Origin of the sequence: Pseudomonas putida (assembly GCA_029953615.1) — a bacterium.
Lineage (GTDB): Bacteria > Pseudomonadota > Gammaproteobacteria > Pseudomonadales > Pseudomonadaceae > Aquipseudomonas.
The window spans coordinates 4,011,044-4,037,799 of the sequence record CP124529.1; the positions used below are offsets into that span (position 1 = coordinate 4,011,044).

Sequence of the window (26,756 nt, forward strand, 5' to 3'; positions counted from 1 at the left end):
GCCGTGGGGGCATCGATAGCCAATGTAGATTACCTTGGATGCCCGGCCGGTGCTGTGAGTTACAGCGAGTCAGTAGGCCGAGGGCGGGCCGTCGCTGTGCAGCAGGCGCTGGAACTGTTCCGCCGACACGGCATGGGAAATCAGAAAGCCCTGTACCTGGTTGCAATCGACCTTGCGCAGCAGTTCGAGCTCCTCCGGTGTCTCGACCCCTTCGGCCACCACCGTGAGGCCGAGTTTGCGGCCCAGGGCGACGATGCTGGCCAGGGCCGAGGCCAGGCTCTCGCTTTCATCGCAACGCTGCACCAGCGCGCGGTCGATCTTGAGCTCGGTGAAGGGCGTCGAGACCAGGCTCATGTAGGAGCTGTAGCCTTTGCCGAAGTCGTCCTGGGACAGGCCGAAACCTTTCATCCGCAGACGGCAGGCGCCCGCGTAGAAGTTGCTCAGCTGTTCGGGAATGGAGCATTCCATCAACTCGAAGCAGAGCTTGCCGGGCACGCCCTGGTGGTGCAGGACGAACTCCAGCAGGCGGTCGGCCAGGTCATGGCTGTTCAGCAGGTGGGTCGGCAGGTTGATCGAGACCGGGATGTCATAGCCCCGTTCCCGCCAGCGCGCCTGGGCATCCATGGCTTGCTTGAGCATCACCCACAGCAGCCGTTCCTCCAGGCCGAAGGCTTTGAGCGCCGGCAGGAAGGTGCCAGGCAAAAGCACCCCTTGCTCCGGATGCATCCAGCGCACCAGCGCCTCGGCTGCGACGATGCGGCCATTGTGCAAGGACTTCTTGGGTTGGAACCAGGCCTGGAAGGCCCGGTTGTTCAAGGCGTCGACCAGGGTCTGGCGGTCGAATTCGGAGGTGGTCGCCGTGGCCTGGGCCGGCGCCTGATGGTGCAGCTGCAATTGGTCGATCAGGCTGCGCAGCGCGCTGGGCTCGACGGGCTTGGAGATCAGCCCGAGCACGTCCACGCCGAGGTTCTTGGCCACTAGGCTGGCCGCCATCAGCATGCGCCGCGAGGCCGCGCTCATGATCGCCAGGCCTGGCTTGTGGCGCAGCCCGGCGAGGTGCTGGATGAACTGCACACCATCCATGCCGGGCATCAGCAGGTCGGTCAGGACCAGGTCGAAGTCACGCTGGCGCAGGCGCTCCAGGGCTTCCTGACCATCCCGGGCCGCTTCCAGGTTGAAGCTGCCGAGTTCGCTGAACAGGTGTTGCAGGTACATATGCTGGAACGGGTGGTCTTCGACAATCAGGATGTTAAAGGACTTCAAGACGGCTACCTCGATACGGGGCCAGGCAGTTGAACAGGGCTTGCAGGTTGAAAGGCTTGATCAGGCAGCGATCCATGCCGGCGGCCAGGCACAGTTCTTCCTCGCCGCGCAGGGCATTGGCGGTGGCGCCGACTATGGGCCGGGTGCAACCCAGCCGGCGCAGGGTCCGGGCCAGTTCGTAGCCGTTCATGGCGGGCATGTTGACGTCGGTCAGCAGCAGGTCGAAATGCTCGCGCTGCCAGGCTTGCAGGGCCTGTTCGCCGTCGCTGGCCAAGGCCACGCTGCAGCCGAGCTGTTCGAGCTGGTCACGCAGGATCAGCTGGTTGATGACGTTGTCCTCGGCCACCAGCACGTGCAGCCCCAGTGGCTCGGTCGAGGGGGCCGGCACGGCCTGGTCCCGGGGGCGACGCAGGCCCTGGGCCTGGCCGACGGCCTGGTGCAGGGCCGCCAGGTCGTTGAGGTTGACCTGCCAGTGACCGGCTTCGTGCCGCCCCTCCCAGCAGTCCTGGGAGCTGGCCAGGATGCGCGGGCCAGACCATTCGGTGACCAGCCAGCGCTCGACATTGCCGGGATGCAGTTCGACCAGCAGTTCGCCAGCCAAAGCGCTGCCCGGCACCGGTGCGCCGACCTGGGCCCGTGCGCCCCAGCGGCACAGCCAGCCACTGATGGCTTCGGCCAGTTCGTGCACCGGGGATACGCACGTAAATGCGTTCGGCCAGCAGGTTGAACGGGGTACCAGCACGGCCAGATGCGACTTCCAGCGGCAGGGTCAGGCTGAAGCTGCTGCCCAGGCCCAATTCGCTGACCACGCGCAGATGGCCATTCATCAATTGTGTCAGGCGCTGGCAAATCGGTAGCCCGAGCCCGGTGCCGGGGATGGCCTGGGTATAACCTTCGGTCTGGTAGAAGGGGTCGAAGATGAACGGCTGGTCCTGTTCGGCGATGCCTTTGCCGGTGTCCGAAACCTGCCACAACAGGCAGGACCTTTCGCCGTCGCGGTTGAGCAACCTGGCCCGCAGCACCACCCGGCCGCAATCGGTGAACTTGACTGCATTGCTCAGCAGGTTGTTAAGGATCTGGCGGATCCGGTTGACGTCGCCGATCAGCTGTTCCGGCAGACGCGGGTCCAGGCAGCTGTAGAATTGCAGGCCCTTGCTGGTGGCAGCCGCACTGTAGCCCTGGATCACTTCACGGACCAGATTCGGGGCACTGAACTCGCTGAGTTCGAGGGCCAGTTGTCCGGCCTCGATCTTCGACACGTCCAGCACGTCACAGATCAACTGCAGCAAGGTCGACGAGGAACCTTCGATGGCCCTCAGGTAATCGCGTTGCTGTACGTCGAGCGTGGTACGCGAGAGCAGTTCCAGGGTGCCCAGTACACCATATAACGGCGTGCGGATTTCGTGACTCATGGTCGCCAGGAACTGCGTCTTCGCTTCGTTGGCAGCGTCGGCCGCGCGCCGGGCGTCTTCCAACGCGGCCTCGATCTGCTTGCGGGCGCTGATGTCGCTGAACGCGCACAGCAGCACCTGCTCGCCCTTGTAGCGGGTGGGTGAGCAGCTCAGGTACAGGTGGCGCCCTTCGGCGCTCTCGAAGTAGTCGCTGCACTGGCCGTCGGGCCGCTCGAAGGCCTGCTCGATCCATTGTCCGCTGCGCAGGCTGCGGGCCTGGTCCTGACCCAGCCACTGCTGGGCCAGGTGGTTCTCCAGCACCACCTGGCCATCACTGCGACGCAGCACGCACAGGGCGACGGGCGCGGTTTCAATGACGTCACGGCTGAACATCTCGCTTTCCACCAGTGCGCGGATGCGTTCGACGGTGGGGGTGAAGAAACGCTGGTCGAAACGCTGGATCAGCACTCGTATCAAGCTGATGCTGAGGATGCAGAGCAGCAGGGCTCCTAGCAGTTGCTGCCACAGGCCGGCAAGGATGGCGGACAGGTCGATCGCGTAGACCAGTTGCCAGTCCGAGGACATCAATGGCTTGCTGATGACCAGGTACTCAGGCAGCAAGCCCTGGCCGGCGAAGCCGAAAAAGTTGTCACCCACGGGCTGGCGCAGCGAACGCTCCAGTGTCGGCCCCGGGCTGTTGGTGAACACCAGCATGTCGTCAGCGTTGAACATCATGAATTCGCCCGCGCTTGCATCCGCGAGCGCCGGCGCCACTGCCTGGCTGTCGATTTCCAGGCCCAGCCAGCCCGAATCCGCGTCGCGCTCGTCCAGGCGCAGGAAGATGAACAGGCGCGAGCGGTGCGCGTCTCGGTCGGCCAGCCACAGTTCCTGGGGCGCGGTGGATCGTTCGCCTGCAGCACGCAGCTGCTCCAGCAGCGCAGGCGAAGGCGGCGCGGCCTCGGCGTCTGCGTGGTACAGCCAGCGCATCGGGGCCTGGGCTGCCGTGTCGACGTACAGCAGGTTGACCTGCCTGGCCTGGAGGTAGGCGCACATGCGCCGGGTCAGCCACAGGCTCCAGCGCTTGCCCGGCTGACTGCCCAGTTCCAGGTGCACTTCTTCGCCTGGGGCCAGGGGCAGCCAGTCCGCGCCCGGTTCCGTCTGGCGCACGGCCGCGAGGCTCAGGCTCTCCAGCAGTGCCTCGCGGTTGGTGAAGAAAGTGTGCGCCTCGGCGATCGCGCTGCTCATGGCGCCGTGGCGCCGGGCGATGTCGGTGTTGAAGGTGAACGACAGGAAATTGTAGGCCGCGCCGAGAATGCCGGCCGACAGCACGATCGCCAGCAGCCGAAGCAGGCGGCGCGCTGCCTCGGGGTCGGAGAGGAGGGGGTTGATCTGTTGCAGATAGGCTTTGAGTCGCATGCGGCGAATGTAGGCAGGCCGCTGGCAACTGGACATCAGACGATCCTTAAAGGCCGTCTGGCCGTGGGCTTACTTGTAATAAAGATCCACCAGCGCCATGGCTTCGAACGGACCGGGGATGGCCGCCGAGCGCCAGATCAGGTCGGCGCGGAACGCGTTGCGGATCACGCCCGGCGCGGTCAGTTCGGCCAGCTTGAACCAGCTGTCGAAGGGCACCGGTTGGTTGCTGTCCTGCTGGGTCAGGGCGATGCCAACCGAGCTGTTGTTGCTGGGTACCAGCAGTTTGTCGATGACACTGGCGCTGCCAACGACCGGGGTGAAGCGAGCATTGACGGTGTAGGGCGTGTCGCAGGACCGCACCAGGTCGAGGCTGAAGTCGGCCGAGCTGGCGACTTGGCCGACCTGTGCCGAGCTGGCCAGGGCACGGCGGAAATTGACCACCGAAGGCAGGATGGTCAATTCAGGCGAGCAAGGCACGAAGCGGATGTTGTTCATGCCGGTGACCACATAGTTGAGGTTGCTGTTGGGCTTGGGATTGAGGCCACCTCTGCCGTCCAGCTGGAATACCCGGTATTCGCCGAGCGTGCTGGCTTGCCCATCGGTTGGCGTTGCGCCGTACTTTTCGATGAACACGGTGAAGTTCAGGGTGAAGCGGGCCTTGTCCCAGCCCGCACAGTTCGCCCAGGTGCAACCATGAAGCGAGTTGTAGCCCGTGGTGACGGCGCCCGAACTCTGGGTAATGGTCTGCGAGCCGTAGCGAATCCCGACCCGTATGCCCTTGCCGATATTGGCCTTGGCCGGGTTTACGTAGAAATAGACGTCTTCCCTTATACCGGTTTCATAGTCGTCGGCGCATATGACCGGAAGCGAGTGTTGCGCCGACTCCCAGATGATCGTGCCGTCGGGCGCGTCGGCCGGTACCGCCAGTGCGGTGCCCAGTGCCTCCTTGAGTACCGCCTCCTTGGACGGGTCCAGCTTGCAGGACAGTGCGTAACTGGTGGCGGGGCAGCTGGCGACGATGAATAACAGGCCCAGCAAGTGTTTGCGGATCAGGGTCATGGGGTAGCTATCCTGTAGGGGTGTGTTCACGGCAGCGCGATGCGGTGGTGCCTCTGCAGGCCGATATCGGTGAGTTCGCTGAACGTCAGGTGGCTCTGCACGGGCAAGGGTGAAGGTGCTTCGAGGGTGAGCGATTCCCCCGGGCGCAGCAGGATATAGTCCGTTAGCTGTTGCGACTGCCCAGGGTTGTCGAGCCGCAGGTCCACCAGCGAGACATGGAAGGCACTCGGGTTACGCACTTCGATCTGGCCGGGCTGGGGCGCGCGCCATTGCAGGCCATCGGCTGCCGCACTGGCCGAGCCTGGCAGGCCGGCAGGGCGGTAGAACAGCTTCAGGCGCTGGCGGATGGCGAACTGCAGGGTGTCGGCCTGTTCGGGTTTACGCGGGATCTCGAGAATGTTCAGCCAGAACAGTGACTCCCTGTCCTCGGGCAGGCCCTGGCCGGCGTACAGCACCCGCAGCAGCTGCTGGCCGTTGGCGGGTATCAAGGCTAACGGCGGGACAACCGCGAAGGGGGTATCGCGGCCCTCGTCGGGGCTGCTGACCCAGCTCTGCACGACCGTGTCGAGGCCGCTGCGATTGACCACGTTGATGTTCGCTTCCTTGGCCGAGCCCTGGTAGATCAGGCGCGTGCCTTCGATCTTGAGCTGGCACCAGGCAGTGGAGGCCAGGCTCATCAGCAGGAGTGCCGCCATGGCCGGGCGCGAGAGGGTATGAAGCAGGCGCGACATGGTCGGGGAAGGGTCTCCGGTGAGGTTGGCTGGGAGGGGCCTGGCTATCCTAGACCGCTGCATCGCCGCCGGCTTTGAGACGTTTCTTAAACCGCGCGTATTTTATTTTGCTGGTTTGTGAACGACCTCACGCGCGCAGCCAGGCCGGCCAACGCTCATCCGATAGGCTCAACCATGGGCATCGGGGAGTGGAAATCATGAGCGGCAAGCGATTCGCAGTGAGTGTGGCTATTTGCCTGGCCCTGGTTGGCCAGGCCCAGGCAGGCGGCGGCGTCGCCTCAGGAGTGCTGCAATTCAGTGGCAGCATCGTCGAACCATCCTGCACCACCACGGTGGGCAGTGCCGGTTGGCGCATGGATAACTGTCCGGCGCTGGCGCGTGACAGCGTCATTGGCATCCAGGCGGTGGATGAACAGGCGCTGCCGGCGCAGGCGGTACGCATTGATCGTGGGCACAGCGTGGACCAGGCCTACAGGCTGGTCGATGAGCACGGCAAGCCGTTGACCCAAGGCCGTTACGTGGTGGTCGTGACCTCACCTTGAGGGAATGGCGCAGCCAGCCCTGAGTCAGCGCTGGCGTAATTGTCGCGGGGTGGCATTGAGCAGGCGCCGCATCAGCCGCCGCAGCGCAGTTGCGTCCTGGTAGCCGACCTGCGCCGAGACCGCTTCGACGGAGTAATCGCCAGACTCGAGCAGCGCCCGGGCCTTGTGCAACTGCACCCGCTGGATCAGCTGCCGGGTGGCGCGCTACCGCAGCGCAGCCTGTGCTGGGTGCTCATCGAGCAGGTGCGTGGCGCTGACTGGCTGTGTGGCGGGGTGAACATGCACGCCCAGGCCATTCCCTGCATCGTCACGGTAAAGGTGCCGACCGGGGTCCTCGATGCACGGATGCGCAAGGATTATGTGCAGGGCCTGCACCAGGCCATCGAACACTGCGTGGGGCAGGATGACGGGCGCATGCTGATGACGTCAATACAGCTGGTCGACGTCGCCGATGGCACCTGGGGCGCCAACGGCAACCTCTGGCATCTTGCCGATTTCACCCGCGCCGCCGGTTACGGCCATCTTCTCGCTCGCGCCCCGCAGCCATGAGCACCGCGCCAAGGCGCGGCTGAAACTGCGTACCGCCGGGCCCGACTGGCTGGGCGATCCAGCCAGACTGTACGGCGCTGTCAGGGGTGGGCTGGGTAGTCGATGTAGCCTCGCTCGTCGCCACCAAAGAAGGTTGCAGGGTCGGGAGTGTTGAGTTGCAGGCCGTCGCGAATGCGGCGTGGCAAGTCCGGGTTGGCCAGGAACGGTCGGCCGAAAGCCACCACATCGGCACGGCCTTCGGCAATCGCTTGTTCAGCAGAAGCTGCGTCGTAGCCGCCTGCGAGCACCAGGACACCTTCCCAGGCATCGCGCAGCTGCAAGATGATCTCGTCCCAGCGCGGGTCGAAGTTTTCGTCCTTGACGGTGCCGACGACCGCGGGCTCGACCAGGTGCAGGTAGGCCAGGCCGTAGCGGTTCAGTGACTTGACGATGTAGCTGAAAGTTTCGAAAGGGGTGTCATCACCCATACCCATGAACCGCCCCATCGGGGTGAGGCGCACACCGACGCGATCTGCGCCGATCTCTTGCGCCACGGCCTGGACCACCGCCAGCAGCAGGCGCGCCCGATTCTGGTACGAGCCGCCGTAGGGGTCGCTGCGCCGGTTGCTGTTGCTGTTGATGAACTGGTCGAGCAGGTAGCCGTTGCCGGCGTGGATCTCGACGCCGTCCATGCCCGCCGCCATGGCATTGAGCGCAGCATTACGGTAATCATCGATGATCGCCGCGATCTCTTCGACTTCCAGGGCGCGCGGGACCGGTACATCGCCCCAGACGCCATTGCCGTCGTGGTCGACGATGAACGTCTTGCCGGGCGCGGCGATCGCACTCGGTGCAACGGGTAGGCCATGGTCAGGCTGGAAACTGGGGTGCGAAACGCGCCCGACGTGCCACAGCTGCATGAAGATGCGCCCGTCCTGTGCGTGCACCTTGTCGCTCACCTGCTGCCAGGCTGCGATCTGTTCGGCCGTGTAGATGCCAGGTGTCCAGGCATAACCTTGCCCCTGCCGGGAGGATTTGTGTGGCTTCGGTGATGATCAAGGCTGCGCTGGCGCGCTGGGCATAATATTCCGCCGCCATTGCCGTCGGGATATCGCCGGGTTGGCCTGCACGGGAGCGGGTCAGTGGCGCCATGGCGATACGGTGCGGCAGTTGCAAGGCGCCCACGCGAATGGGATTGAACAGATGACGGGCCATTACTCAGTTCCTTTGCAAGTGGTTTGAATGCGGTTGGCAAGTGCAGCGATAGCGCGGCTGTTTGCTGGATTCAGGTTAATGTCCGGCGCCCCGACTGATAATCAGCACAACCGGGGCAAGTGCATTGCGCAACTCGCAAAACCCGGCAACCTCAAAGCGCCGTTCGCGCTTTACCTCGATACACCCGCAGCACATCAGCCATCACCGACAATGCAATTTCGGCGGGGGTCCTGGAGCCGATATCCAGGCCGATGGGCATGTGCAGGCGATCGACATCCGCAGGCGCCAAGCCGCCGATCCGGCGCAATCGCTCCGCGCGTTTTTCCGAGGTCCGTTTCGAGCCCATGGCACCGATGTAGAAGGCAGGCGTGTGCACGGCCTCCATCAGTGCGAGGTCGTCGATTTTAGGATCATGGGTCAGCGCAACCACCGCCGTCGCTTCGTGACAACCGCCGTTGGCGATGTAGATCGAGGGCAGTAGCGGAATCACCGTCACACCTTCGAGCGACAGCGCGGCCACTTCTTCTCGCGGATCGCAAGCGATCACTTCAAAGCCCAGGGCCCGGGCGAACTGTGCGCAGGCCTCGGCAACTGGTGACAGGCCTGCCAGCAGCAAGCGCAGTGCCGGACCCAGGGCGATCTCCAGGCGACTTCCCGTGCGCACTACGGTGTCGCTGCCGTCGGTGCGGCTGCGGGTGCTGAACAGGCCGCTTTCCAGGTCGATCACCCGGGTCAGGCGACGTTGACCGCGCAGTGCGTCGAGCAACTGGCCCAGGTGGGCCCGCCATTCGGCGCTCGGGCGCCTGTGCTCGACCAGCACGTCCAGGCTACCGCCACACGGCAGTTGCAAGCGTCTGCGCTGTTCGGCACTGGCGCCGTAGCAGATGACCTGTGCCGGTGCGGCATGCTCGCCACGGCTGAGCGCCTCGAGAAACGCCTCCTCGACGCAGCCGCCAGACAACGAGCCACTGTGCGCACCGGACTGGATGGCCACCAGCATTGCGCCAGGCGCGCGCGGTGCCGAACCGAAGGTGGAAAGGACCGTGCACAGCCACACGCTGTGTCCTTCGTCAGCCCAGGCCAGCGCCTGCTCCAGGACCGTCACATCAAGATGTTGCATTTGCCGTTACCTTTGCAAAACACAGGTTCAAGCGCCGCCGGTTCACGCCTTGCGGGTCAGCGGCAGCGCCAGCCGGCGCTGGCCGGTGGCATCCGCCACTGCGTTACCCAGGGCTGCCGCCATCGGGCCCTGGACGATTTCGGCTGCACCCAGGAAGGGTTGGCCAGGCTGGTCGATCAGGTGCACTTCCACGTGTTTCGGAAGTTGCGGGAAGCGCAGGATCGGATAGCCACTCCAGTCATAGCTGCGTACCCCACCGGGGTCATAACTGACCGCCTCGTAGAGCGTCCAGCTGCTCGACTGGACGATGCCGCCCTCGACCTGGTTGCGCAGCCCATCGGGATTGACGATCTGCCCGACGTCCACCGCCGTGACCACCCGCTGAATCTCGATCTCGCCGGTTTGCGGATGCACCTGGATTTCCACTGCCACCGCGCAGTAGCCCATGATGTTCTTGTAGCGGGCGAAGCCCAGGCCGATGCCCGTGCCCGGTGCAGACGAACGCCGTGGCCAGGCGAATTCATCGCGGGCCCGTTCGACCACGGCGCGGGCCCTTGGGTCGGTGAGGTGGCTCAGGCGGAACTCGATGGCATCCACGCCTGCCTGCGCCGCCAGTTCGTCCAGGCAGGCCTCGATGGCAAACACATTGATGTGGGCACCCAGCGAGCGCATTGCCGAAGTGCGGAACGGCATTTCGCTGATGAAGTGCATGTCGATGTCGCTTGCGCCCGTTTGGTACAGCGGGATCGCGTTGCGGTCGCCATCGCCTTCAGGCTGGGCAATCGGCACCGATGGCGCCGAGATGAACGGGCGGGCGAGCATGCGCGCGGGCACCAGGCGGCCGGCGTTGGTGATGCGCTCGTTATGCGGCGTGGTCCACAGCTGGTACTGCCAGTGGTTGATGCGTCCGCTGCTGTCCAGGCTGGCCTCCAGTTCGCTGAGCATGGCCGAGCTGTACGGTTCCCACAGGTTTTCCTGTTCACGCATCCACTGCACGCGCACCGGCACACCGGGCATGCGCATGGCGATGAGCGCCGCGTCGGCTGCGGCATCATCGGCGCCGTTGTGGCCATAGCATCCGGAGCCTTCGGCATGTATGCAGCGTACCGCACTCAGCGGCAGGCCGAGCATTTCGGCGATGCCCGCACGCAGCGGGAACACACCCTGGGTGTGGGTCCAGACGGTCAACGTACCGTCCGTGAACCAGGCCAGCGAACAGGAGGGGCCGATGGAACCGTGCATCAGGTACTGTTTGGTGACGCGCGCCCGATAGGTCTTGCCACTTGAAGGCGTCGGCTGGCCTTCGTGCTGGATGGGGTAGCGCCTGGATTGCAACTTGGGCAGCAGTTGGTGGATAACGGCCTGGTCCGGAATCACCTCGCCAGTGGTCCACCTCGCCGCCGCGTAGCCCGCCCGCATTGCCTTGATCGCTTGCCATTCATCCTTGGCCACCACGGCGAGATAGTTGCCATCCTCGACCACCTTGACGACGCCCGGCAGGCGTTCAATTGCCTGGCTATCGAAGCCGATGAGCGTGCAGCCCGGCCTTGGTGGCCGGATCACCCGGGCATGGAGCATGCCCGGCAGCCGCATGTCCTGCACGAACGCCGCGCCACCGCTGACCTTGGCCGGAATATCCAGGCGTGGGATGGCGTGGCCGATGAGCTTGAACTGCGCAGGTGAAATGTCCGGCGAGCTGGCCTTGGCATATTGATGCAAGTCCACGCCTGCCACCGCCTCGGCATAGCTCATGCGGGCGCCGGACGGGGCCGTGATCATCGCATCGCCTGTGTGCAGCGACGACACTTCCACGCCCCAGTGCCTGGCGGCTGATTCCATCAGCATCTGCCGCACCTGCGCAGCGGCGTTGAACAGCGCCGTGCCACTGTCGAAAATGGTATGGCTGCCGGCCGTGTAGCCTTCGTTCGGCGTCAGCGCCGTGTCCGCCGTGAGGAAAGTGACCGCTGCCGGCGAGACGTCCAGCCGCTCGGCGGCGATCTGCAACAGCGCGGTCTTTACCCCGGTGCCCAGTTCCACCTTGCCGGTATACACGGTAACGCCTTCGACGCCGACCCTGATCCACGCGTCGAGGTACGGGTTGGTGCGCAGGCTGCCTGGCAGGTCCGGGGCGAGCACGACAGTACCGAGGGTATCCACCTCGGTATCGGCCAGCGCCTTGCGGGCGGCCGGCATCAGCGCGAATGCCATCAGCAGGCTGCCGCCCTGCAGGAACGCGCGGCGACCGAACTCAGTTGTGAACGACATGCAGGCCACCGTTTTCGACGACGCGGGTGATCGCTTCGATGATTCGCAGATGCGTGCCGCAGCGACACAGGTTGGTGGCCATGTGCGCGCGGATGGTGGCTACGTCGGGCTGCGGATTGTGCTCCAGCAGGGCCTGGGCGCGCATGATCATCCCGGCGATGCAGTAGCCACATTGCGCGGCCTGGGTATCGATGAAGGCTTGTTGCAGCGGGCCTGGCCGTTCAGGCGTGCCCAGGCTCTCGACGGTGCGCACGTTGCGGCCTTGCATGCCGGCACACGGGGTCACGCAGGAGAATACCGGCTGGTCGTCGACGATGACGGTACAGGCACCGCACTGGCCCAGCCCGCAGCCATACTTGGCGCCGTTGAGTTCCAGGTGGTTGCGCAAGGCATAGAGCAGCGGCATATCCGGATCGATATCCAGGCTGTGCAGCTTGCCGTTGACTGTAAGGTTCACGTTGCTCATGGGGTCTCCTCGCGCAGAGCCTGAATAGTCGAATGCAAATCCGGCCACGGCCGTTCTGGGGCGGCTTGGCCACGGACGAAGTCCGCCAGGGCGGCGAGCTGCTGGTCGCTCAGGCTGGCCGCGAACGGCGGCATCGCCGGGCCTGGCTCACCGGGTGTGGGGGCGATGCCTTCCAGTACCGTCTTGATGAAGTTGCGTGGCGCAGGGGCCTGCACCGAGGACGTCACCGTCAGCGCTGGCCTGCCGTCGATACTGCGCATCGGTGCGCCTGCACCATGGCAGCCTGCGCATGCGGCCTGGAACAGATCACCGCCCAGGCTGGACGATTCGGCCGAGGCCACAGCTTTTGTCTCGAGCGTGGCTGGTTGATGAGAGGAGGCCGGCAAACTCAGCAGATATTCCGCCATGGCTTCGACATCGCTCCGAGGCAGCCGCGCGAGTTCCTGGCTGACCGGGCGCATGGGGCCGGCGGCGGTGCCATGGCCGTCGACGACTTTGGCTTGCAGGTAATCCACCAGCTGGGCTTGGGTCCAGGGCGTTTCGCGCCTGGCCAGGCCGAGCAGGGAAGGGGCCTCCCAGCCGTCAACCACTCCACCGGCAAGCGCCTGGCCCGTTTTCTCGGCACCGAGCAGGTTCAAAGGGGTATGGCATCCGCCGCAGTGGCCCGCGCCTTCGACCAGATAGCGGCCACGGTTCCACTGTGGGGACGCCTGCGCTGTCGGCACGAACGGCGCTGAATGCAGGAACAGCAGATTCCAGCCCGCAACCAGCGGGCGAAGGTTCCTCGGGAATTTCATGCGGTTGGGGGTTGCCGGCTGGTGCACCGGAGGCCCGCTCATCAGGTAGGCGTAGGCGTCCGCCAGGTCCTGATCGTCGAGTAACCGGTAATGCGTGTACGGGAAGGCCGGGTAGAGGAAGTGCCCATCGCGGGAAACCCCGTCGCGCATGGCTCGCTGGAACGCTTCGAGTGGCCACTTGCCGATACCGGTCTGCGCGTCAGGCGTGATGTTGGTGCTGTACAGCGTGCCAAACGGCGTCACCAGTGGCAGGCCGCCCGCCAGGTACTTGCCGCCAGGGCGCGTATGGCAGACCGCGCAGTCGCCGGCGGTGACGACCTGGGCACCGCGCGCAATCTGTGCGGGTTCGAATACCATGGGCCGCTCGATAGGGTCGATTGCCGGTCGCCACATCAACCCGAACGCTGCGGCTACCCCGCCCACGCCCAGCGCAATAGCTGCCAATGCCCAACGCTTCCTGTGCGACATCGATACCCACCTCGTTCTGCGCCTTTAGCAACCAGCAACTCCCGGTATTGCCGGATGCCGATCAGTTCAGGGCGAGCCTAAAGGACCACGGCTGGTGCGGGTATGGGTCGCTCGCGCAAGGCAGCTTTGCTCATTACGCAAGGCTGGCAGCGCGTGTTCGATAGCACGTCTGTTCAATCTCGAGGCCGGGCAGGTGGCTATGCTGCAGGCTGATGCAACCTCGACTGGTGATGCCACCAGCTTCCTTCACGGATATCTTCGACAGGGGTCGGTCAATGGACAAGTTTCTCGCCTTGAGCATGTTCGTAGAGACGGTACGTTGCGGTGGCTACTCCGCCGCCGCCCGCAAGCTTGGCGTGGCAACATCGTCCGTGGCGCGTCAGGTTGCAGCACTGGAGGCGGAGCTGGGCACCACGCTGATTACCCGCAGCACACGCCAGAACCGCCTGACCGACCTGGGCCAAGCCTATTTCGACAACGCGGTGGGCATTCTCGATGCGCTCGCTGCAGCCGATGGCATGGTTACCGACAGGGGCAGCGAAGCGAAAGGCAAGCTGCGGGTCAGTGTGCCGGTGGAGTTCGGCCGACGCTTGATCTCTCCCCACCTGGGGCGGTTTCTGGCGAGCCATCCGGAGCTGGAGGTCAGCCTCAACCTCAGCGACGAGCGGGTGGACCTTTACAAGGACCGAATCGACCTGACCGTGCGCCTGGGGTCGACCGTCTCCAGCGAAGATGTGATCTGCACCACCATCGGTCATTTCCAGCGCTGGCTGGTGGCCAGCCCGGCCTACCTGGAGCGGCACGGTGCGCCGACGCAACCGAGCGAACTCACCCGGCATTCCTGCATGCGCTTCGATTACGGCGGGCCAATGCGCGACTGGCTGTTCGAGGTGGCTGACGAGACGGTGCCCGTCGCGGTGCAGGGCCGGATGCAGAGCAACAATGCCGACATTCTCAGGCAGGCAGCGGTCGCCGGGCAGGGCATTGCGCTGCTGGCCGACTGGCTGGTTGCCGAGGATGTGCAACAGGGCCGGCTCACCCGCTTGCTGCCTGAATACGAAGTGAACCCGATGTCAGTCAATGCCTCGATCAATATCGTCTACCTGCCAATCAATCGCGCCTCGACGCGTATCAGGGCCTTTGCGCATTTCATGAAAGAGTTGGTCAGTGTTGCCTAGCGACATTGCGCAACGCTCTATTGCGTACTGTGTGGCTTCTGCCTGTGCAACTGACGCCGTACTCTGGGCTGAACTACCTTACTCAGGGCCTGGACCATGCACATTCCCCCGCTCCTGGCATTCGACTTTCTTGACCCTTGGAGCTGGGTGGCGCTGCGCCGGCTTGCGCTCGCGATGAGCCAGGCAGGGCAACCACTGAACGTCACCTTTCAACCCTGCCGCTCGCCATTGAGCCGTGCCGCTGCTGGCATGGCCTACCACGACTTTCTCGAGCGTCGCTTTGGCACCCAGTCGCTGACCCAGCAATCCCTGGTGGCTGCGCAGATGCGCCAGCTCGGCATTGAACCGGTGTTCAGCCAGATCGTTCGCCTGCCCGACACGCGCCCCGCGCTTGCCGCTGTACTGTGGCTGCAGCGTAGCGGGAAACCCGCTCATCACTTTGTGGAAAGTGCGTTTGAGGCCTTGTATTGCCATGGCCAGGACATTGGTGATCCGGCGGTTCTGGAACAGCTGCTGCAGCGGGAACAAGTACCTCTGGGCGAAGTCGTTCAATTCATGCACAGCGATACGTTCAGTGAGGAACTGCAGGCCGCCGAAGCCACGGCTGCGGCTTGGGCGGGACGCGTGATCCCATCTTTGCGCATCAACGGTACGGTGGTATTCGGTGCGCAGACACCGAGTGTTCTGGCGCCGATGCTTGGTTTCTTCAGTGCTCAGTAAGGAGTGAATTGTCCATCAAGGCAATCAAGGACTGGGTGTGGCCCTGTTCATCAGTTTTGCAATCCTTGTTGCACGGTTAGTACAGGGGATTGCGATTGGTCGCCAGTGGCCGCTATCGGACCCATAGCGGTCTTTTGCCGAGGACAGCAATCGGCCAAAAGCGGACTGATTACCGGCAGAGTGGTGCGGCTGGGGGCATGCAGGGTACCGCTCGCCTACTCGGGCAAATGGCTGGTGCTGTCATCATGACACTGCTCTTTAACCTGCTTCCCGCCAACTCTGCGCCTCAGTTTGCCCTTTGCACGGGAGCCTCATTGAACTTACTCGCTGCCCTTGTAAGCACGCTGCAAGGCATGCCTAAAGCACCAGTTTCTAACAAATGCACTGAATCCCAAAACATCGATTTTCATCGTTAGCGTGTCATAGATGTAGTTCGACCCGAGACAGCTTTGCCCATGCAAATTGCCTACGGTGTATTCATTTCAGTAGCCCATATCACCTGGTTCGCTGGCGTTGCGACATAACGACCAAGCGTCGAAATCGTGGTCAATGCACAGAGGGCCGATCCATAGCTGGCAGCTTAGGGTTGATAGCAGCCGTTCGCGTATGGCCGCTGTCGACCCTTCCAGTTCAAACATGTCAGTAAAGGAAAGCCTCTTAGCCTCAGCTACTTCCGCTTGAAGGCTTCACGACGAGACTCGCGTTCGTGAAGGAAACGATCGCTGATCAGCGCTTCCAAGTCCTTGCGTTCCACAGGGTCGCCGCAGTGAGGACAAACGCTGGCCACACCCACATCATGGCCGCAGGCGCGGTGCACGAAATGCACGGCCAACCCCTCATCCGGATTCTTGCACCACTTCTCGCCCCAGGCGCGTAGTGCGTAGATCACAGGATAGAAGTCCCGGCCCTTATTGGTCAGATGATATTCGTAGCGCAGCGGCTTCTCGCTGTAGGGCCGGCGTTCGACCAGGCCTTTCGCCTCCAGCGCTTTCAGGCGCGAAGTCAGCATCTGGGGCGTAGCGGTGGTCTGGATCTGCATTTCCTCGAAGCGTGTCGCGCCCATGTACAGCTCACGCAGGACCAAAATGGTCCATTTGTCGCCCACCGAATCCAGCGAGCGTGCCACCGGGCACACCGTATCGCTTGTCTCGTCCTGCATCGCCATCACGCTGTTTTCTCCGTAGAAACTATTGTTTTCATAGTAACGCAGCGAGGATAACGATGTCCCATGGATCAACCCTCGAAGTCTCATTTTTGTTGACACTATGATTTTCATAGTTAACATGAGGCCTGTGCGGCTTACGCTGTAGCAGTGGGGCAGTTGCCGCTATGGCAAACGTCCCGGAACGCCTCTCTGTTCACCTGGAGCACCATCATGACCCATCCTGTGTATGCCTCGCAGCGGACCGCTTTGCTGCTGGTCGACCCCTACAACGACTTCCTGTCCGATGGCGGCAAGCTTTATCCCATGCTTAGACGCGTCGCGGACGAGGTTCAACTGCTCGACAACCTGCGCATGACTGTTGCCGCCGCGCGAGGACAAGCCATTCAGGTCTACTACGTGCCTCATCGGCGCTGGCAGCCCGGCGACTACACCCACTGGGATCATCCCAATCCGACCCAACGCCTGATCCAGCAACGCCACACTTTTGCCAAGGGTTCCTGGGGCGGCGAATGGCATCCCGACTTCGTGCCGCAGGAGGGCGACATCATCATCCAGGAACACTGGGGACAAAGCGGGTTCGCTAATACCGACCTGGACTTTCAGCTAAAGCAGCGAGGCATCACACACGTGATCGTCGTCGGCCTGCTGGCGAACACCTGCATCGAATCGACCGCACGCTTCGCCATGGAGTTGGGTTATCACGTCACGCTGGTACGCGATGCTACAGCCGCCTTCAGCAAGGAAATGATGCACGCGGCGCACGAGCTGAACGGGCCGACGTTTGCGCACAGCATCGTCGACACCCGTGGACTCGTGCAGACGTTGCAACAGCAGTGAAAGGGCTGCGTCATGTCTGCTTCTTGCACATCGCCCATGGTCGTTACCGGCCGCCTTGTCACGCTCATGGCCCTGTGCTGCGCGCTGGCGGTCTCGACTATCTACTATCACCAACCGCTTCTGCCGCAGATGGCAGCGTCGTTTGGCCTGGCGCCGACACAGGCCGGCCTGGTCGCCACGCTGACGCAGCTTGGCTATGCGCTAGGGCTGCTGTTCATCGTGCCGCTCGCCGATTGTCGACAGCCACGCCAACTCGCGCTGCTGGCCATCGCGGGGAATGCCGTTGCCTTGCTTCTTTGCGCGGTAGCGCCGACTTTCACGATGCTGTGCGTGAGCAGCCTTCTGGTCGGGGTGACGGCGATCACTGCGCAGCTCATCATTCCCTGTCTGTCAGGGTTGGCCACTGCGGCTGAGCGAGGTCGTATCGTCGGCAGCCTGCTCAGCGGCCTCTCGGCAGGTCTTTTACTGGCGCGCATGCTCGGGGGAATCGCCGGCGCACATGTGGGGTGGAGAGTCGTCTTTGTGCTGGCCTCGCTCAGCGACGTCCTGCTGCTGCTCATCGTTGCCAAGCGCCTGCCCGCCACCACGAGTCTGCAGACGATCAGCTACGGGCGGCTCCTGGGCTCGCTAGGCAGCCTGGTCAGGCAGGAAGGCGTGCTGCGTTACTGCGCGGCGAGCGGCTTGCTGATGTTCGCCGCATTCAGTGCACTGTGGGCCTCGCTTGCCGCGCTGTTGGCACAACCCCCCTACGGACTAGACTCCGCCACCATTGGTCTGCTTGGCCTGGTCGCGCTGTTGGGCATCGTCGCGTCCCCCCATATTGGCGCGCTGACCGATCGCCTAGGCGCACGCACCATGGTCCTCGCCGGCGCAATGACCCTCGTTCTGGGTTTCACCTGCATTGCAGCGAGCGGGCAACATCTCGGCTGGCTGATCCTCGGCATGGTGCTGCTCGACATAGGCAATCGTGCCGGGCTGGTTGCCAACCAGGCGCGCGTATTCACCCTGAGGACCGAGGCCAGAAGCCGGCTCAATACGGTATTCATGGGGTCGTATTTTTTGGGGGGAGCGATCGGCGCCGCATTGGGGAATTACGGCGTGCACCGGGCAGGCTGGATCGGCCTGGCTGCTGTTGGCATCCTACTGTCTTTTGCAGCTACGGCGATCAGTGTGCTTGCACCCCGTGAGTCGAGCTCGACGATGAGCGAGGTTCGCCCTTGAGCGATTCAAAAACGACGCGACAGCGTACCTTTTGCTGGTTTGCTCAGGCTTTTGACCATGCCGTAGTTTGGCGTCCAAGTACCAGGCGGGCTTATCACTCACCCAGGTATTGAGATACCCAATCCGCTGGGTTCCCGATGGACCTCTCATGACCGGGAGGGGCCTGCGCCGTATTTCGTTCGCCCCTACCAGAACTGCGAACGGGTGAACGACATTCGCGCTAGAGCGATGCCCACTCTTCACGATACTGGAGCAGGAAATCCACAAAAGCGCGCACCCTCTGCGGGACATGACGACCGTGAGGGTATAGCAAGGTGTACGGCCTCGATCGCCCGCCAAACGGTTTCAAGACTTCAACGAGTCGTCCGTCCGCCAGCTCTTGTTCCACGATGAATTTGTAGGTTTGAAATAAACCGGCAGCGTTCTTGGCGAGTGTCACTCCGCCCAACACATCGTCGGAACACGAATAGCTTCCAGCGGTGAATACCTCACGCTCTCGACCGTCCTCTTGGAACAGCCACGAGATACGCCTACCGCTACTCGGAAGCTCAAACTGAATGCATTCATGCTGCTCCAAGTCCTGCAAGGTCTGCGGTGTCCCGGCTTTCTCCAGGTAGGCCGGGGACGCAACGACAACCAGCTTGGCATCCTCCAGCAACCTCGCAATCATCGTGGAGTCAGGCTGAGCTCGTACACGAATCGCCAGATCGTACCCTTCTGCAACGAAGTCGATATTTCGATTACCAAGGTGGATATCAACCGTTACTTCAGGATACAGGTCCCGAAATTTTGGCAGCAACGGCAGGATGCGGTGGTGCCCATAAGTCGTGGGCAGGCTGATACGAAGACGGCCTGAAGGCGTTGCTTGAGCGCCCATAACGGCCTGCTGGGCCTCCACCAGTTGCGTGAGTGCCTGGCTGCATTGCTCGAAGAAATCCTTTCCCGCATCGGTCAATCGAATGCTTCGGGTTGTCCTTGCGAACAGCCGAGAGCCCAGCCTTTTTTCCAAACGAAGGATCGACCTGCTCACTGCGGCCGGGGTAACGCCAGCGAGCTGAGCTGCGGCAGTAAAGCTGCCCGCTTCCGCCGACAGGCAAAACAGCTCAATGCTTCCCAACTGCAGATCGTCAAAGTGCCGCTTCATGGGATTTATCCGTACAGAGGCTGGTAGGAGGCTGGGCGTCGCACACTGCGGTAGACAGATACACCGAACTGAGAGCGCTGCTTGACAATTAGACTGCTCGGTCTAATTATCCTTGGATGGACATTCCAATGAAAGCCCCCAGGCGTGGGCGCCCTCCAAAAAACTCGCGTAGCGATCCCGATACTCGGCGTGCATTGATCCGCTGCGGTGTGGAGCTGCTGACCGAGCAAGGATTCAACACTACCGGTATTGAACAGGTTCTCAAACGGGTCTCCGTACCGAAAGGCTCCTTCTACCACTATTTCGACAGCAAGGATGCCTTCGGGCGTGAGGTCCTCGCTGAATACGGAAAGTTCTTTGAGCGCCGCCTGCGCCGGATCCTGCTCAACCCCCATCGGGAGCCGTTGGAGCGTATCCAGGATCTGCTGCACGAGTCGCTCATTGGCATGGAAAAGTACAACTGGCGTCGCGGCTGCCTGGTAGGCAATCTCGGCCAGGAAGTGACTTTGTTGCCCGATGATTTTCGCGGTCAGATAGAGAATATATTTCGAGTCTGGGAGGCGTTGCTCAGCCAATGCCTCCGGGAAGCGCAGGCCAACCAATCGATAGCCCACTCTGTTGAATGTGAACAACTGGCGGCTTTCTTCTGGATTGGCTGGGAGGGCGCAATCATGCGCGCACGTCTCTGCGAAAATGGTCACCCACTGTTGATCTTCGTAAAAGTATTTCTCGCCGGCATTGCCCGGTGAGTTTTTATCGCGGATTACTAGACAACCGGTCTAAAAGGAGTCGCTATGTTCAATGCAGTCGTTGTGGAGAACCAGGAAGGCGCTAAGCAGGCCCATTACCGCGAGCTATCAGATGACCAATTGCCAGCTGGCAGTGTCACCGTTGCGGTGTCTCACAGTACGCTGAACTACAAAGATGCTCTTTGCATCACAAGCCGGAGCCCGATCGCCCGACATTTTCCTATGATTCCGGGGATTGATTTTGTAGGGGTGGTGGAGCGCAGCGACGACAGCCGCTATCGCGAAGGCGACTCTGTATTACTTAACGGCTGGGGTGTTGGGGAAAGTCATTGGGGCGGCCTATCCCAGAAGGCCCGAGTGAGCGCGGATTGGCTGATTCCACTTCCGCAGGGGATGACACCCCATAACGCCATGGCGATAGGCACCGCGGGTTACACATCCATGCTTAGTCTGATCGCCCTGGAGCGCGCCGGGCTAAGGCCTGATGCAGGACCTGTTTTGGTAACCGGGGCGAATGGTGGCGTCGGCAGCATTGCCGTAGCGCTGCTGGCTGCCCGAGGGTATGAGGTCATCGCCTCGACCGGCCGGTTAGATGAGGCAGACCACTTGGTCCGGCTGGGCGCGACGGAAGTGATTGATCGAAATACGTTATCTTCACCGGGTAAGCCATTGGGCAAAGAGCGCTGGACAGCGGCGATTGACTCGATAGGAAGTCATACCCTTGCGAACGTATGTGCTCAGACCAAAGCCGACGGCTGGGTTGCCGCTTGTGGCCTGGCACAGGGCATGGATTTCCCGGCTACAGTAGCGCCCTTCATTTTGCGGGGGGTGAGCCTCTTGGGGATCAACAGCGTCACACGTCCATATGCCGAACGAGTCGAGGCATGGGCTCGGCTGAACGCGGAGCTGGATCTGTCGATTCTGGAGCAGTTAACAAGCGAAGTACCGCTTTCAGAAGTAATCCCTGTTGCAGATGACCTATTGGCCGGAAGGATTCGCGGGCGCCTCGTTGTTGATACCAGCGTTTAATCCATAGCCCAAGCACGCTCGATGCTTTCAAAGAGGCCAGCCCTCCGTGTTGGGGGCTGGGTCGCTCAGGAAACTGCTCATCACCGGAATGTGCCGGTGATGAGCATTCTGTCAATCAATGACCTGCGCTCTGACCGCCGTCGACGTGCAGGATCTCGCCGGTGACGAACGAAGCGCTGTCCAAGTAGAGAATCGCTTGAACGATGTCGTTGATCTCGCCCATGTGACCGACGGGGTGCAGCTTGCCCAGGGCATCGTGAGTTTCGGCGCCATGCATTGGGGTCTTGATGATGCCAGGCGATACGGCGTTAGCGCGGATGCCTCGTTTGGCATACTCAATTGCGATCGATTTGGTGGCAGCGTTGATGCCACCTTTGGTGAGGGATGCCATTACCGACGGAACGCCGTCGATTGCGTGGTCAACCAGGCTGGTGGTGACGCTGACCACATGCCCGCTACCATTCTTCTCCATTTCCGCGATGGCGAGCTGGGAGATATAGAAGAAGCCGCTCATATTGGTCGCAACGACCTGCGCATAGTCTTCTTTGGTGTAGCTGGTGAATGGTTTGGCGACGAAAATCCCGGCGTTGTTGACGAGCGTATCAATGCGCCCGAAGCGGGCCACGGCTTCGCGCACAACTCGTTCCGCTGTGGCCGGATCCGCAATATCACCGGCAACAGTCAGGATATCTGGATCGGTCGATGGTTGAATGGAGCGCGAGGTCGCTACCACTTTGTGGCCGAGGGCCCGGAACCCTTCCACTACACCTGCACCAATGCCTTGAGATGCGCCAGTTACGATGATGACTTTTTGAGAATTGCTCATGATATTTTCTCTACGATGGATTAAGTTTTCAGTTAGACGAAGCGGCTTGTGCCGCCTGCCTTAACACTTGCTCGTAATACTCAACAGACTGTGAGCCTGCGACGACTTGCCGATTGTTCAGTACCATTGCGGGTACAGAGTTGATGCCGCGGTCCAAGTAGAAATTTTCGAGCGCTCGGACTTCATCGGTGAATTGCCCGCTTTCAAGTACTACCTGCGCTTGCTGGGCGTTCAAACCGACTTTCTGAGCCAACGCCACCAACGTCTGGTGACTGCTAGGGTTTTGCCCGTTCACGAAGTAAGCCTCAATCAGCGCTCGGTGAAGCTCGCTTTGGAGCCCTTCATTCGCTGCCCAGAACAGCAGGCGATGTGCATCATGGGTATTGAAAAAGTGAGTTCGCCTTTGGAGATTGAACTCAAAGCCGAGCTCCCGTCCTCTTTCAACAATCATCTGATTACGTGCCGCCACCTGCTCCGCAGTTCTTCCGTACTTGCGAATCATGTGCTGGATGGCGTCCTCACCTTCGGCAGGCATATCGGGATTGAGCTCAAACGGTTTAAACGTCAACTTGACGTCGATTTCGTCGGCTACGTTGGCGATGGCTTGGTCCAAGGCAGTCGAGCCCAGCGCACACCAAGGGCAGACGACATCAGAAACGAAGTCGATTGTTACTGTGTGCTTCATGGCTTTGACTCCGACAATTGCTTTCTGTACTCGGTAGTCGTAATACCGGAGTAGCCCCAGTTATCAGTGTCGACTTCTTCGATCACGATGTGGGTCAACTTAGGATCTTTATGAAGCACGCGCTCCATAGTTTCAGTGATTTCTTTTATTACCTGGGCCTTTTGCTCTCGGGTAACACCATCACGAGTGATGCGGACGCTGATGAATGGCATGGGAAGTTCCTCTATCAAGTGTGCATTTGGGTGATGAGCAGTTGATGGAGCAACTTTAAGAATTCAGAGCAAATTGATAAATATGCCCCGAGGTACTTCATTTGTGACCTCATGTATCGAATCACGGGGCGCCTGGGTACCTCATGGCCTGTCAAACCTGAGGTCTCCGCATCGTTGACTGATCCAATAACCTGTAGTGCTGCAGCACCAGCGGCTCGGCGACCACGGCCTTTCCAATCAGATGACGACAAATTATAGGACGCCGGGCTGGGTCCGAAGATGCACCGATTTTTGTCGACAGATAGCTGTTTTTTAGAATCGCAAGACGGCGGCAGGAGCTGGACGAAAGCCACAAACGAGGACGCGAAGCCCGTTGAACTTGCCTCTGATCACCCCGGTGAATAAGCCCCAAAAACCAGCTCCAGAACATGTTCGGAGCTGGACCCAGTCAATTGCTAGTGCTGCTTAGCGATGTAGCAGTCCAGGCTTTTTCGTTCTTCCTCAGATTTCAACCCTGCAAACGGCATGTAGGTGCCACTAACGAATGCCTGCGGCTTAGCGATGAAGGCTTCGAATGACTCCGAATCCCATGTGACTCCTTTGTTCTTCATCGCCGCTGAGAAGTTGAATCCCTCTACTGAGCCGGCCTTGCGTCCGAACAGACCAGACAGGTTCGGTCCCATCATGTGTGCGGCACCTTTCTCGACTGTATGGCACGCCGAGCATTTGGCTTGAAACAGTTTGTGGCCGCCTTCATCCTGGTCGGGCGAGCACGCTGGAGATGCTGCCACAGATTGCAAAGCCACGAGGCAGAGGGCTGCGCCGACAACGCTGGCGCGGTTTCTTTTGGAGATCATTTCAAAAACACCTTCACTTCACGTGCAGCACGAACACCGGATTCAATTGCGCCATCGATAAAGCCACGCCAGCCGTTCGCACTGTCCGCACTGGCGAAGAACAGTCGGCTTTCGGCTCTGGTCAGCTCCCTGAAGGACTTACCGAACTGATTAGGGTGGTAGAAGCACCAGGTGCCCTTCGAGAAGGGGTCAAGCTCCCACTGATAACCCGTTGCGGCCACCACTTCGGCATCTGGGATCAGCGTGCGGATCGCCTTGCTCACGGCTTCGTCGTCAGTGATGTCGATCACATCAGGCGGACCAAAGCAGACGATGGTCGTGCCGTCCTCACGCTCCTCCTCCGTCCAGGCAGAAACAATAGGGTTTGGGAACGGCGCCGAGCCCGACCATTTGCCGACTTTCTGTTTGATCCTGACGTAGAATTTCGCACCTTTGCCGGTGTGTTGCTGAGTGGAGGACTCCAGCTTCACTGGAGACAGTGCAGGAGAGAAGGACACATCAGTCAGAACGTTCAACGGTAGGGCCACGACGACCGCTTTCGCCTTGAATACCTTGCCATCCACTGTCGTGACTTCAGCCCCTTTCCCGTCCTGCTTCACTCCCTGTACCGGAGAGGCGAGGAGCACATCAGGCTTGGATTCATCAACCATGGCTTGAATCAGAGCATGCGTGCCTTCCTTGATCTTGTAGCGGGCGCACATGTCCCACATAACGCCCACGTCATAGTAAGCGTTGGCGTTCCACTTCAGCATGTCGAGGAAGCTGCCCTGGGCGGGGTCGTTGTGGCAGCAGATTGTCAGCAGGGAGTTCAGGACATCACGCTCTTCGGGCGTCAGATTGGCCTGTTTGACACGATCTGTCAGTGACACCGCGTCGTACTTCTTCCATGCGTCGGTGAACAGCGGATCATATGGGCGCGGGAACACTGTCCGGCCCATCTGCCCATCCACATCGATGTACTTTTGCCAGGCTTTGCCGAGGATCTCGAAGCTTTCCAGGGCTGTGCCGTTTTTCAGTTTCCCATCGACGATCCAGCTGGCGGTTTCGGGGGTGGCGCCTGGGGATTCTTTGAGAGTCAATCCGTAGCGGTTCATTTCTGCCCAGACGTGGGGTTGGCCCCAGTGAATCCAGGTGCCGCCCAGTTCGATCTGCTCATCATCCAGATGCGAGGTGAAGGTACGGCCACCGAGACGATTGCGAGCCTCGACGATTAGGACGCGTTGGCCGGTTTCTGCGAGATCTCTCGCAGCTGTCACACCAGCGAAACCTCCACCGATCACGATTACGTCGTAGTCGTTGGCCGGTCGTGACGGTTTGGCGGCGAAAGCTTTGGCCGAGACGCCGACGGCGCTGGCGAAAGCGCCCGCAGCCACAAGACTGCCCGCACCTTTGATCAGGCTACGGCGATGGATGTTGTTCACGGGATCATCACTACTGTTCATTCTTATTCTCTCGGGCGCTAGTAGGATCACGAAGCGAGACGGTGCTTCGGTGCATCAATAATTAGCACCTGCGAGGCTTTTCCTGTTTACAACTGCACGTCACCCGCCTTCGTTTCTATGACAGACCAATGGCACGTGTTGGAACGAGGCACCTGGACACAGATCAAGTCCCGGAATAGCGCTTGCGATACTCGGATGGAGACATCTGGAACCGCTGGCGGAAAGCTGTGGAGAAATAGCTGGGTTCATTGAAGCCCCAGGTGTGTGCAAGGTCCGCTATCGGTGAGGCATCGTTACGCCGAATCAGCTCGGCGCAGATATCCAGACGCCTGTCACGGATGTGTTTTGCTACGACAATGTCATGCTCGGCAAAGCACCGATAGAGACCTCTCAGCGAGATCCCAACCTCCTTCGCGACCAACACAGGGCTAAGTTCAGGAAGATGCAAATTCTGCTCGATGAAGGCCATGGCTCGCTTGAAGGCCTTTTCTTGTGTGCTTATGGCCTCTGATCTTGATCCGATCAGCGGCCCTAGCAAGCACACGACGGCAGCCAGGACAGCTTCGCTATCCTGCACGCCTAGGCTCGAATGACCGATGGCCTCGCTGACCAACATGCGTGCCATCGTCGCTGTATTGGAGCTGGCAGGGATCTTCACGCCGCAATTGATCGAACCTCGAAAAGCATGGACGTTGAAAAACTCCCTGGGAATGATCAACGACAGCTGGCGAGACGATGTGCCGTACTGGAAGTCGGAGGGGCGGCACGAGTCAAGGAGCATAAGGTCGCCGGGAAGCAGCACGTTTCTGTTGCTGCCCTGCTCCATTTGAGATTGCCCTTCGAGCTGAGCGACCAAGAAATAAAACTTCCCATCATCAACCCTCACATCTCGCTCGGTTCGCTTCAGCCGTGTCTGAGCCACATCGATGGTGGCCACTTCAAGGGCCGCACGACGACTCATGGAGATCGATCCTTGAGACTCCTCACTAAGACGGGTGGCGTCGTACCTGCCGCATGCGGAGGAAACGGCTTCAAGCCAAGAATCAAAATGCTCGCTCGATGAAGAGGGAATGGTCATGGATCTGCCTCACTAGCCGGACGGAAGCCAAGGACAAAGCCTCCCACCGCACCCATACGATATTTTGAAACATTAAGCAATATCTTTCCCCTCCAGAAAGCGCCTTGGCACATCACCCAATGATTTTGGCACGGTACTGATACTGATTTGCAGTCCCTATACCTACGATCAATTCGTCACCAATTCTGGAGTGATGCCATGGGTGTATTCGACTGGAAACACTGGGCTGTGTTGCTTGTGGTCGCGCTGGCACTGTTTGGCGGAAAACGCTTGAAAAGTATGGGCAGCGATCTTGGTGGGGCAATAAGAGGGTTCAGGTCAGCAGTAAAAAATGAAACTGGAGAGCAGGATC

The 26,756-nt window shown here is 61.1% G+C and carries 24 protein-coding genes and 3 pseudogenes; 9 read left to right on the forward strand and 18 right to left on the reverse strand.

Annotated features, from left to right (window positions below; genetic code table 11):
* Positions 1-69 precede the first annotated feature (69 nt).
* The 4 genes and pseudogenes from QIY50_18455 to QIY50_18470 all read right to left on the reverse strand — a co-directional run bounded on the left by QIY50_18455 (position 70) and on the right by QIY50_18470 (position 5,860).
* The gene (locus QIY50_18455) at positions 70-1,263 is read right to left on the reverse strand and encodes an EAL domain-containing protein (protein ID WGV19344.1); all 1,194 of its coding nucleotides are present in this window, start codon (positions 1,261-1,263) and stop codon (positions 70-72) included.
* Positions 1,250-4,070 (reverse strand): annotated as a pseudogene (locus QIY50_18460) (ATP-binding protein). Before QIY50_18460 ends, QIY50_18455 begins: the two are co-directional and overlap by 14 nt.
* Positions 4,071-4,139: 69 nt before the next feature.
* A complete protein-coding gene (locus tag QIY50_18465) occupies positions 4,140-5,129 on the reverse strand; it encodes a fimbrial protein (GenBank protein WGV19345.1) in 990 nt (329 codons plus the stop codon).
* Positions 5,130-5,155: 26 nt separating this feature from the next.
* Positions 5,156-5,860 carry a molecular chaperone gene (locus QIY50_18470; GenBank protein ID WGV19346.1) on the reverse strand — a complete coding sequence of 235 codons (705 nt, stop codon included), beginning with the start codon at positions 5,858-5,860 and terminating at the stop codon, positions 5,156-5,158.
* Positions 5,861-6,057: 197 nt separating this feature from the next.
* Here QIY50_18470 and QIY50_18475 point away from each other — a divergent pair, with 197 nt between their 5' ends.
* Positions 6,058-6,402, forward strand: a complete 345-nt coding sequence (locus QIY50_18475; GenBank protein WGV19347.1) for a hypothetical protein — start codon at positions 6,058-6,060, stop codon at positions 6,400-6,402.
* Between the two features lie 24 nt (positions 6,403-6,426).
* Here the strand turns inward: QIY50_18475 and QIY50_18480 are convergent, their stop codons facing one another.
* Positions 6,427-6,579, reverse strand: coding sequence for a helix-turn-helix domain-containing protein (locus tag QIY50_18480; protein ID WGV19348.1), 153 nt, complete (start codon positions 6,577-6,579; stop codon positions 6,427-6,429).
* Between QIY50_18480 and QIY50_18485 the strand changes: the two genes are divergently transcribed.
* Entirely contained in the window at positions 6,568-6,951 is a 384-nt protein-coding gene (locus tag QIY50_18485; GenBank protein ID WGV19349.1) for a tautomerase, read from the forward strand. The two genes, QIY50_18480 and QIY50_18485, sit on opposite strands and share 12 nt — an antisense overlap.
* Before the next feature lie 80 nt (positions 6,952-7,031).
* Here the strand turns inward: QIY50_18485 and QIY50_18490 are convergent.
* From QIY50_18490 to QIY50_18510, 5 genes and pseudogenes are all read right to left on the reverse strand, one after another.
* Positions 7,032-8,145 (reverse strand): annotated as a pseudogene (locus QIY50_18490) (alkene reductase).
* Between the two features lie 151 nt (positions 8,146-8,296).
* A complete protein-coding gene (locus QIY50_18495) occupies positions 8,297-9,265 on the reverse strand; it encodes an XdhC family protein (GenBank protein ID WGV19350.1) in 969 nt (322 codons plus the stop codon).
* Positions 9,266-9,307: 42 nt separating this feature from the next.
* On the reverse strand, positions 9,308-11,530 hold the full coding sequence (locus tag QIY50_18500; GenBank protein WGV19351.1) for a molybdopterin-dependent oxidoreductase: 2,223 nt from the start codon (positions 11,528-11,530) through the stop codon (positions 9,308-9,310).
* On the reverse strand, positions 11,514-11,996 hold the full coding sequence (locus QIY50_18505; GenBank protein ID WGV19352.1) for a (2Fe-2S)-binding protein: 483 nt from the start codon (positions 11,994-11,996) through the stop codon (positions 11,514-11,516). The genes QIY50_18500 and QIY50_18505 overlap by 17 nt, the downstream gene beginning before the upstream one ends.
* Positions 11,993-13,261, reverse strand: a complete 1,269-nt coding sequence (locus QIY50_18510) for a cytochrome c (protein ID WGV19353.1) — start codon at positions 13,259-13,261, stop codon at positions 11,993-11,995. The genes QIY50_18505 and QIY50_18510 overlap by 4 nt, the downstream gene beginning before the upstream one ends.
* A gap of 275 nt (positions 13,262-13,536) precedes the next feature.
* On the opposite strand from QIY50_18510, the gene QIY50_18515 reads away from it, so the two are divergent.
* Together QIY50_18515 and QIY50_18520 are read left to right on the forward strand one after the other, a co-directional pair.
* Entirely contained in the window at positions 13,537-14,439 is a 903-nt protein-coding gene (locus QIY50_18515) for a LysR family transcriptional regulator (protein WGV19354.1), read from the forward strand.
* A 96-nt stretch (positions 14,440-14,535) separates the two neighbouring features.
* The gene (locus QIY50_18520) at positions 14,536-15,159 is read left to right on the forward strand and encodes a DsbA family protein (protein ID WGV19355.1); all 624 of its coding nucleotides are present in this window, start codon (positions 14,536-14,538) and stop codon (positions 15,157-15,159) included.
* 667 nt (positions 15,160-15,826) lie between these two features.
* Here QIY50_18520 and QIY50_18525 read toward each other — a convergent pair.
* The gene (locus QIY50_18525) at positions 15,827-16,324 is read right to left on the reverse strand and encodes a winged helix-turn-helix transcriptional regulator (GenBank protein WGV19356.1); all 498 of its coding nucleotides are present in this window, start codon (positions 16,322-16,324) and stop codon (positions 15,827-15,829) included.
* Between the two features lie 210 nt (positions 16,325-16,534).
* On the opposite strand from QIY50_18525, the gene QIY50_18530 reads away from it, so the two are divergent.
* A complete protein-coding gene (locus QIY50_18530) occupies positions 16,535-17,161 on the forward strand; it encodes an isochorismatase family cysteine hydrolase (GenBank protein ID WGV19357.1) in 627 nt (208 codons plus the stop codon).
* A gap of 36 nt (positions 17,162-17,197) precedes the next feature.
* Positions 17,198-18,382, forward strand: coding sequence for an MFS transporter (locus QIY50_18535; protein WGV19358.1), 1,185 nt, complete (start codon positions 17,198-17,200; stop codon positions 18,380-18,382).
* Between the two features lie 220 nt (positions 18,383-18,602).
* Here QIY50_18535 and QIY50_18540 read toward each other — a convergent pair whose 3' ends face one another.
* Positions 18,603-19,526, reverse strand: a complete 924-nt coding sequence (locus tag QIY50_18540; protein ID WGV19359.1) for a LysR family transcriptional regulator — start codon at positions 19,524-19,526, stop codon at positions 18,603-18,605.
* A gap of 128 nt (positions 19,527-19,654) precedes the next feature.
* On the opposite strand from QIY50_18540, the gene QIY50_18545 reads away from it, so the two are divergent.
* Both QIY50_18545 and QIY50_18550 read left to right on the forward strand, forming a co-directional pair.
* Positions 19,655-20,275 (forward strand): TetR family transcriptional regulator C-terminal domain-containing protein, encoded by a 621-nt coding sequence (locus tag QIY50_18545; GenBank protein WGV19360.1) that lies wholly within the window; start codon positions 19,655-19,657, stop codon positions 20,273-20,275.
* Positions 20,276-20,320: 45 nt separating this feature from the next.
* Positions 20,321-21,304, forward strand: a complete 984-nt coding sequence (locus QIY50_18550) for an MDR family oxidoreductase (protein ID WGV19361.1) — start codon at positions 20,321-20,323, stop codon at positions 21,302-21,304.
* Positions 21,305-21,419: 115 nt separating this feature from the next.
* Here QIY50_18550 and QIY50_18555 read toward each other — a convergent pair whose 3' ends face one another.
* From QIY50_18555 to feaR, 6 genes are all read right to left on the reverse strand, one after another.
* Complete coding sequence (locus tag QIY50_18555) at positions 21,420-22,130, reverse strand: SDR family NAD(P)-dependent oxidoreductase (GenBank protein WGV19362.1); 711 nt, start codon at positions 22,128-22,130, stop codon at positions 21,420-21,422.
* Positions 22,131-22,158: 28 nt separating this feature from the next.
* Positions 22,159-22,815: a DsbA family oxidoreductase gene (locus QIY50_18560; GenBank protein WGV19363.1), complete on the reverse strand. Its 657-nt coding sequence runs from the start codon at positions 22,813-22,815 to the stop codon at positions 22,159-22,161.
* Complete coding sequence (locus QIY50_18565; GenBank protein ID WGV19364.1) at positions 22,812-23,027, reverse strand: 4-oxalocrotonate tautomerase family protein; 216 nt, start codon at positions 23,025-23,027, stop codon at positions 22,812-22,814. Before QIY50_18565 ends, QIY50_18560 begins: the two co-directional genes overlap by 4 nt.
* A gap of 455 nt (positions 23,028-23,482) precedes the next feature.
* Positions 23,483-23,884, reverse strand: a complete 402-nt coding sequence (locus QIY50_18570) for a c-type cytochrome (protein WGV19365.1) — start codon at positions 23,882-23,884, stop codon at positions 23,483-23,485.
* Positions 23,881-25,326, reverse strand: a complete 1,446-nt coding sequence (locus tag QIY50_18575) for an FAD-dependent oxidoreductase (GenBank protein WGV19366.1) — start codon at positions 25,324-25,326, stop codon at positions 23,881-23,883. The genes QIY50_18570 and QIY50_18575 overlap by 4 nt, the downstream gene beginning before the upstream one ends.
* Before the next feature lie 163 nt (positions 25,327-25,489).
* Entirely contained in the window at positions 25,490-26,404 is a 915-nt protein-coding gene (gene feaR / locus QIY50_18580) for a transcriptional regulator FeaR (protein WGV19367.1), read from the reverse strand.
* A gap of 198 nt (positions 26,405-26,602) precedes the next feature.
* On the opposite strand from feaR, the pseudogene tatA reads away from it, so the two are divergent.
* A pseudogene (gene tatA / locus QIY50_18585) lies at positions 26,603-26,749 on the forward strand (twin-arginine translocase TatA/TatE family subunit).
* Positions 26,750-26,756: the final 7 nt, after the last annotated feature.

Coding starts and splice junctions, on each gene's coding strand:
- QIY50_18520 (WGV19355.1), top strand. CDS start 14,536: ATGCACATTCCCCCGCTCCTGGCATTCGACTTTCTTGACCCTTGGAGC.
- QIY50_18495 (WGV19350.1), bottom strand. CDS start 9,265: ATGCAACATCTTGATGTGACGGTCCTGGAGCAGGCGCTGGCCTGGGCT.
- QIY50_18535 (WGV19358.1), top strand. CDS start 17,198: ATGGTCGTTACCGGCCGCCTTGTCACGCTCATGGCCCTGTGCTGCGCG.
- feaR (WGV19367.1), bottom strand. CDS start 26,404: ATGACCATTCCCTCTTCATCGAGCGAGCATTTTGATTCTTGGCTTGAA.
- QIY50_18530 (WGV19357.1), top strand. CDS start 16,535: ATGACCCATCCTGTGTATGCCTCGCAGCGGACCGCTTTGCTGCTGGTC.
- QIY50_18470 (WGV19346.1), bottom strand. CDS start 5,860: ATGTCGCGCCTGCTTCATACCCTCTCGCGCCCGGCCATGGCGGCACTC.
- QIY50_18475 (WGV19347.1), top strand. CDS start 6,058: ATGAGCGGCAAGCGATTCGCAGTGAGTGTGGCTATTTGCCTGGCCCTG.
- QIY50_18500 (WGV19351.1), bottom strand. CDS start 11,530: ATGTCGTTCACAACTGAGTTCGGTCGCCGCGCGTTCCTGCAGGGCGGC.
- QIY50_18560 (WGV19363.1), bottom strand. CDS start 22,815: ATGAAGCACACAGTAACAATCGACTTCGTTTCTGATGTCGTCTGCCCT.
- QIY50_18540 (WGV19359.1), bottom strand. CDS start 19,526: ATGAAGCGGCACTTTGACGATCTGCAGTTGGGAAGCATTGAGCTGTTT.
- QIY50_18510 (WGV19353.1), bottom strand. CDS start 13,261: ATGTCGCACAGGAAGCGTTGGGCATTGGCAGCTATTGCGCTGGGCGTG.
- QIY50_18570 (WGV19365.1), bottom strand. CDS start 23,884: ATGATCTCCAAAAGAAACCGCGCCAGCGTTGTCGGCGCAGCCCTCTGC.
- QIY50_18550 (WGV19361.1), top strand. CDS start 20,321: ATGTTCAATGCAGTCGTTGTGGAGAACCAGGAAGGCGCTAAGCAGGCC.
- QIY50_18555 (WGV19362.1), bottom strand. CDS start 22,130: ATGAGCAATTCTCAAAAAGTCATCATCGTAACTGGCGCATCTCAAGGC.
- QIY50_18565 (WGV19364.1), bottom strand. CDS start 23,027: ATGCCATTCATCAGCGTCCGCATCACTCGTGATGGTGTTACCCGAGAG.
- QIY50_18545 (WGV19360.1), top strand. CDS start 19,655: ATGAAAGCCCCCAGGCGTGGGCGCCCTCCAAAAAACTCGCGTAGCGAT.
- QIY50_18575 (WGV19366.1), bottom strand. CDS start 25,326: ATGAACAGTAGTGATGATCCCGTGAACAACATCCATCGCCGTAGCCTG.
- QIY50_18505 (WGV19352.1), bottom strand. CDS start 11,996: ATGAGCAACGTGAACCTTACAGTCAACGGCAAGCTGCACAGCCTGGAT.
- QIY50_18525 (WGV19356.1), bottom strand. CDS start 16,324: ATGGCGATGCAGGACGAGACAAGCGATACGGTGTGCCCGGTGGCACGC.
- QIY50_18465 (WGV19345.1), bottom strand. CDS start 5,129: ATGACCCTGATCCGCAAACACTTGCTGGGCCTGTTATTCATCGTCGCC.
- QIY50_18515 (WGV19354.1), top strand. CDS start 13,537: ATGGACAAGTTTCTCGCCTTGAGCATGTTCGTAGAGACGGTACGTTGC.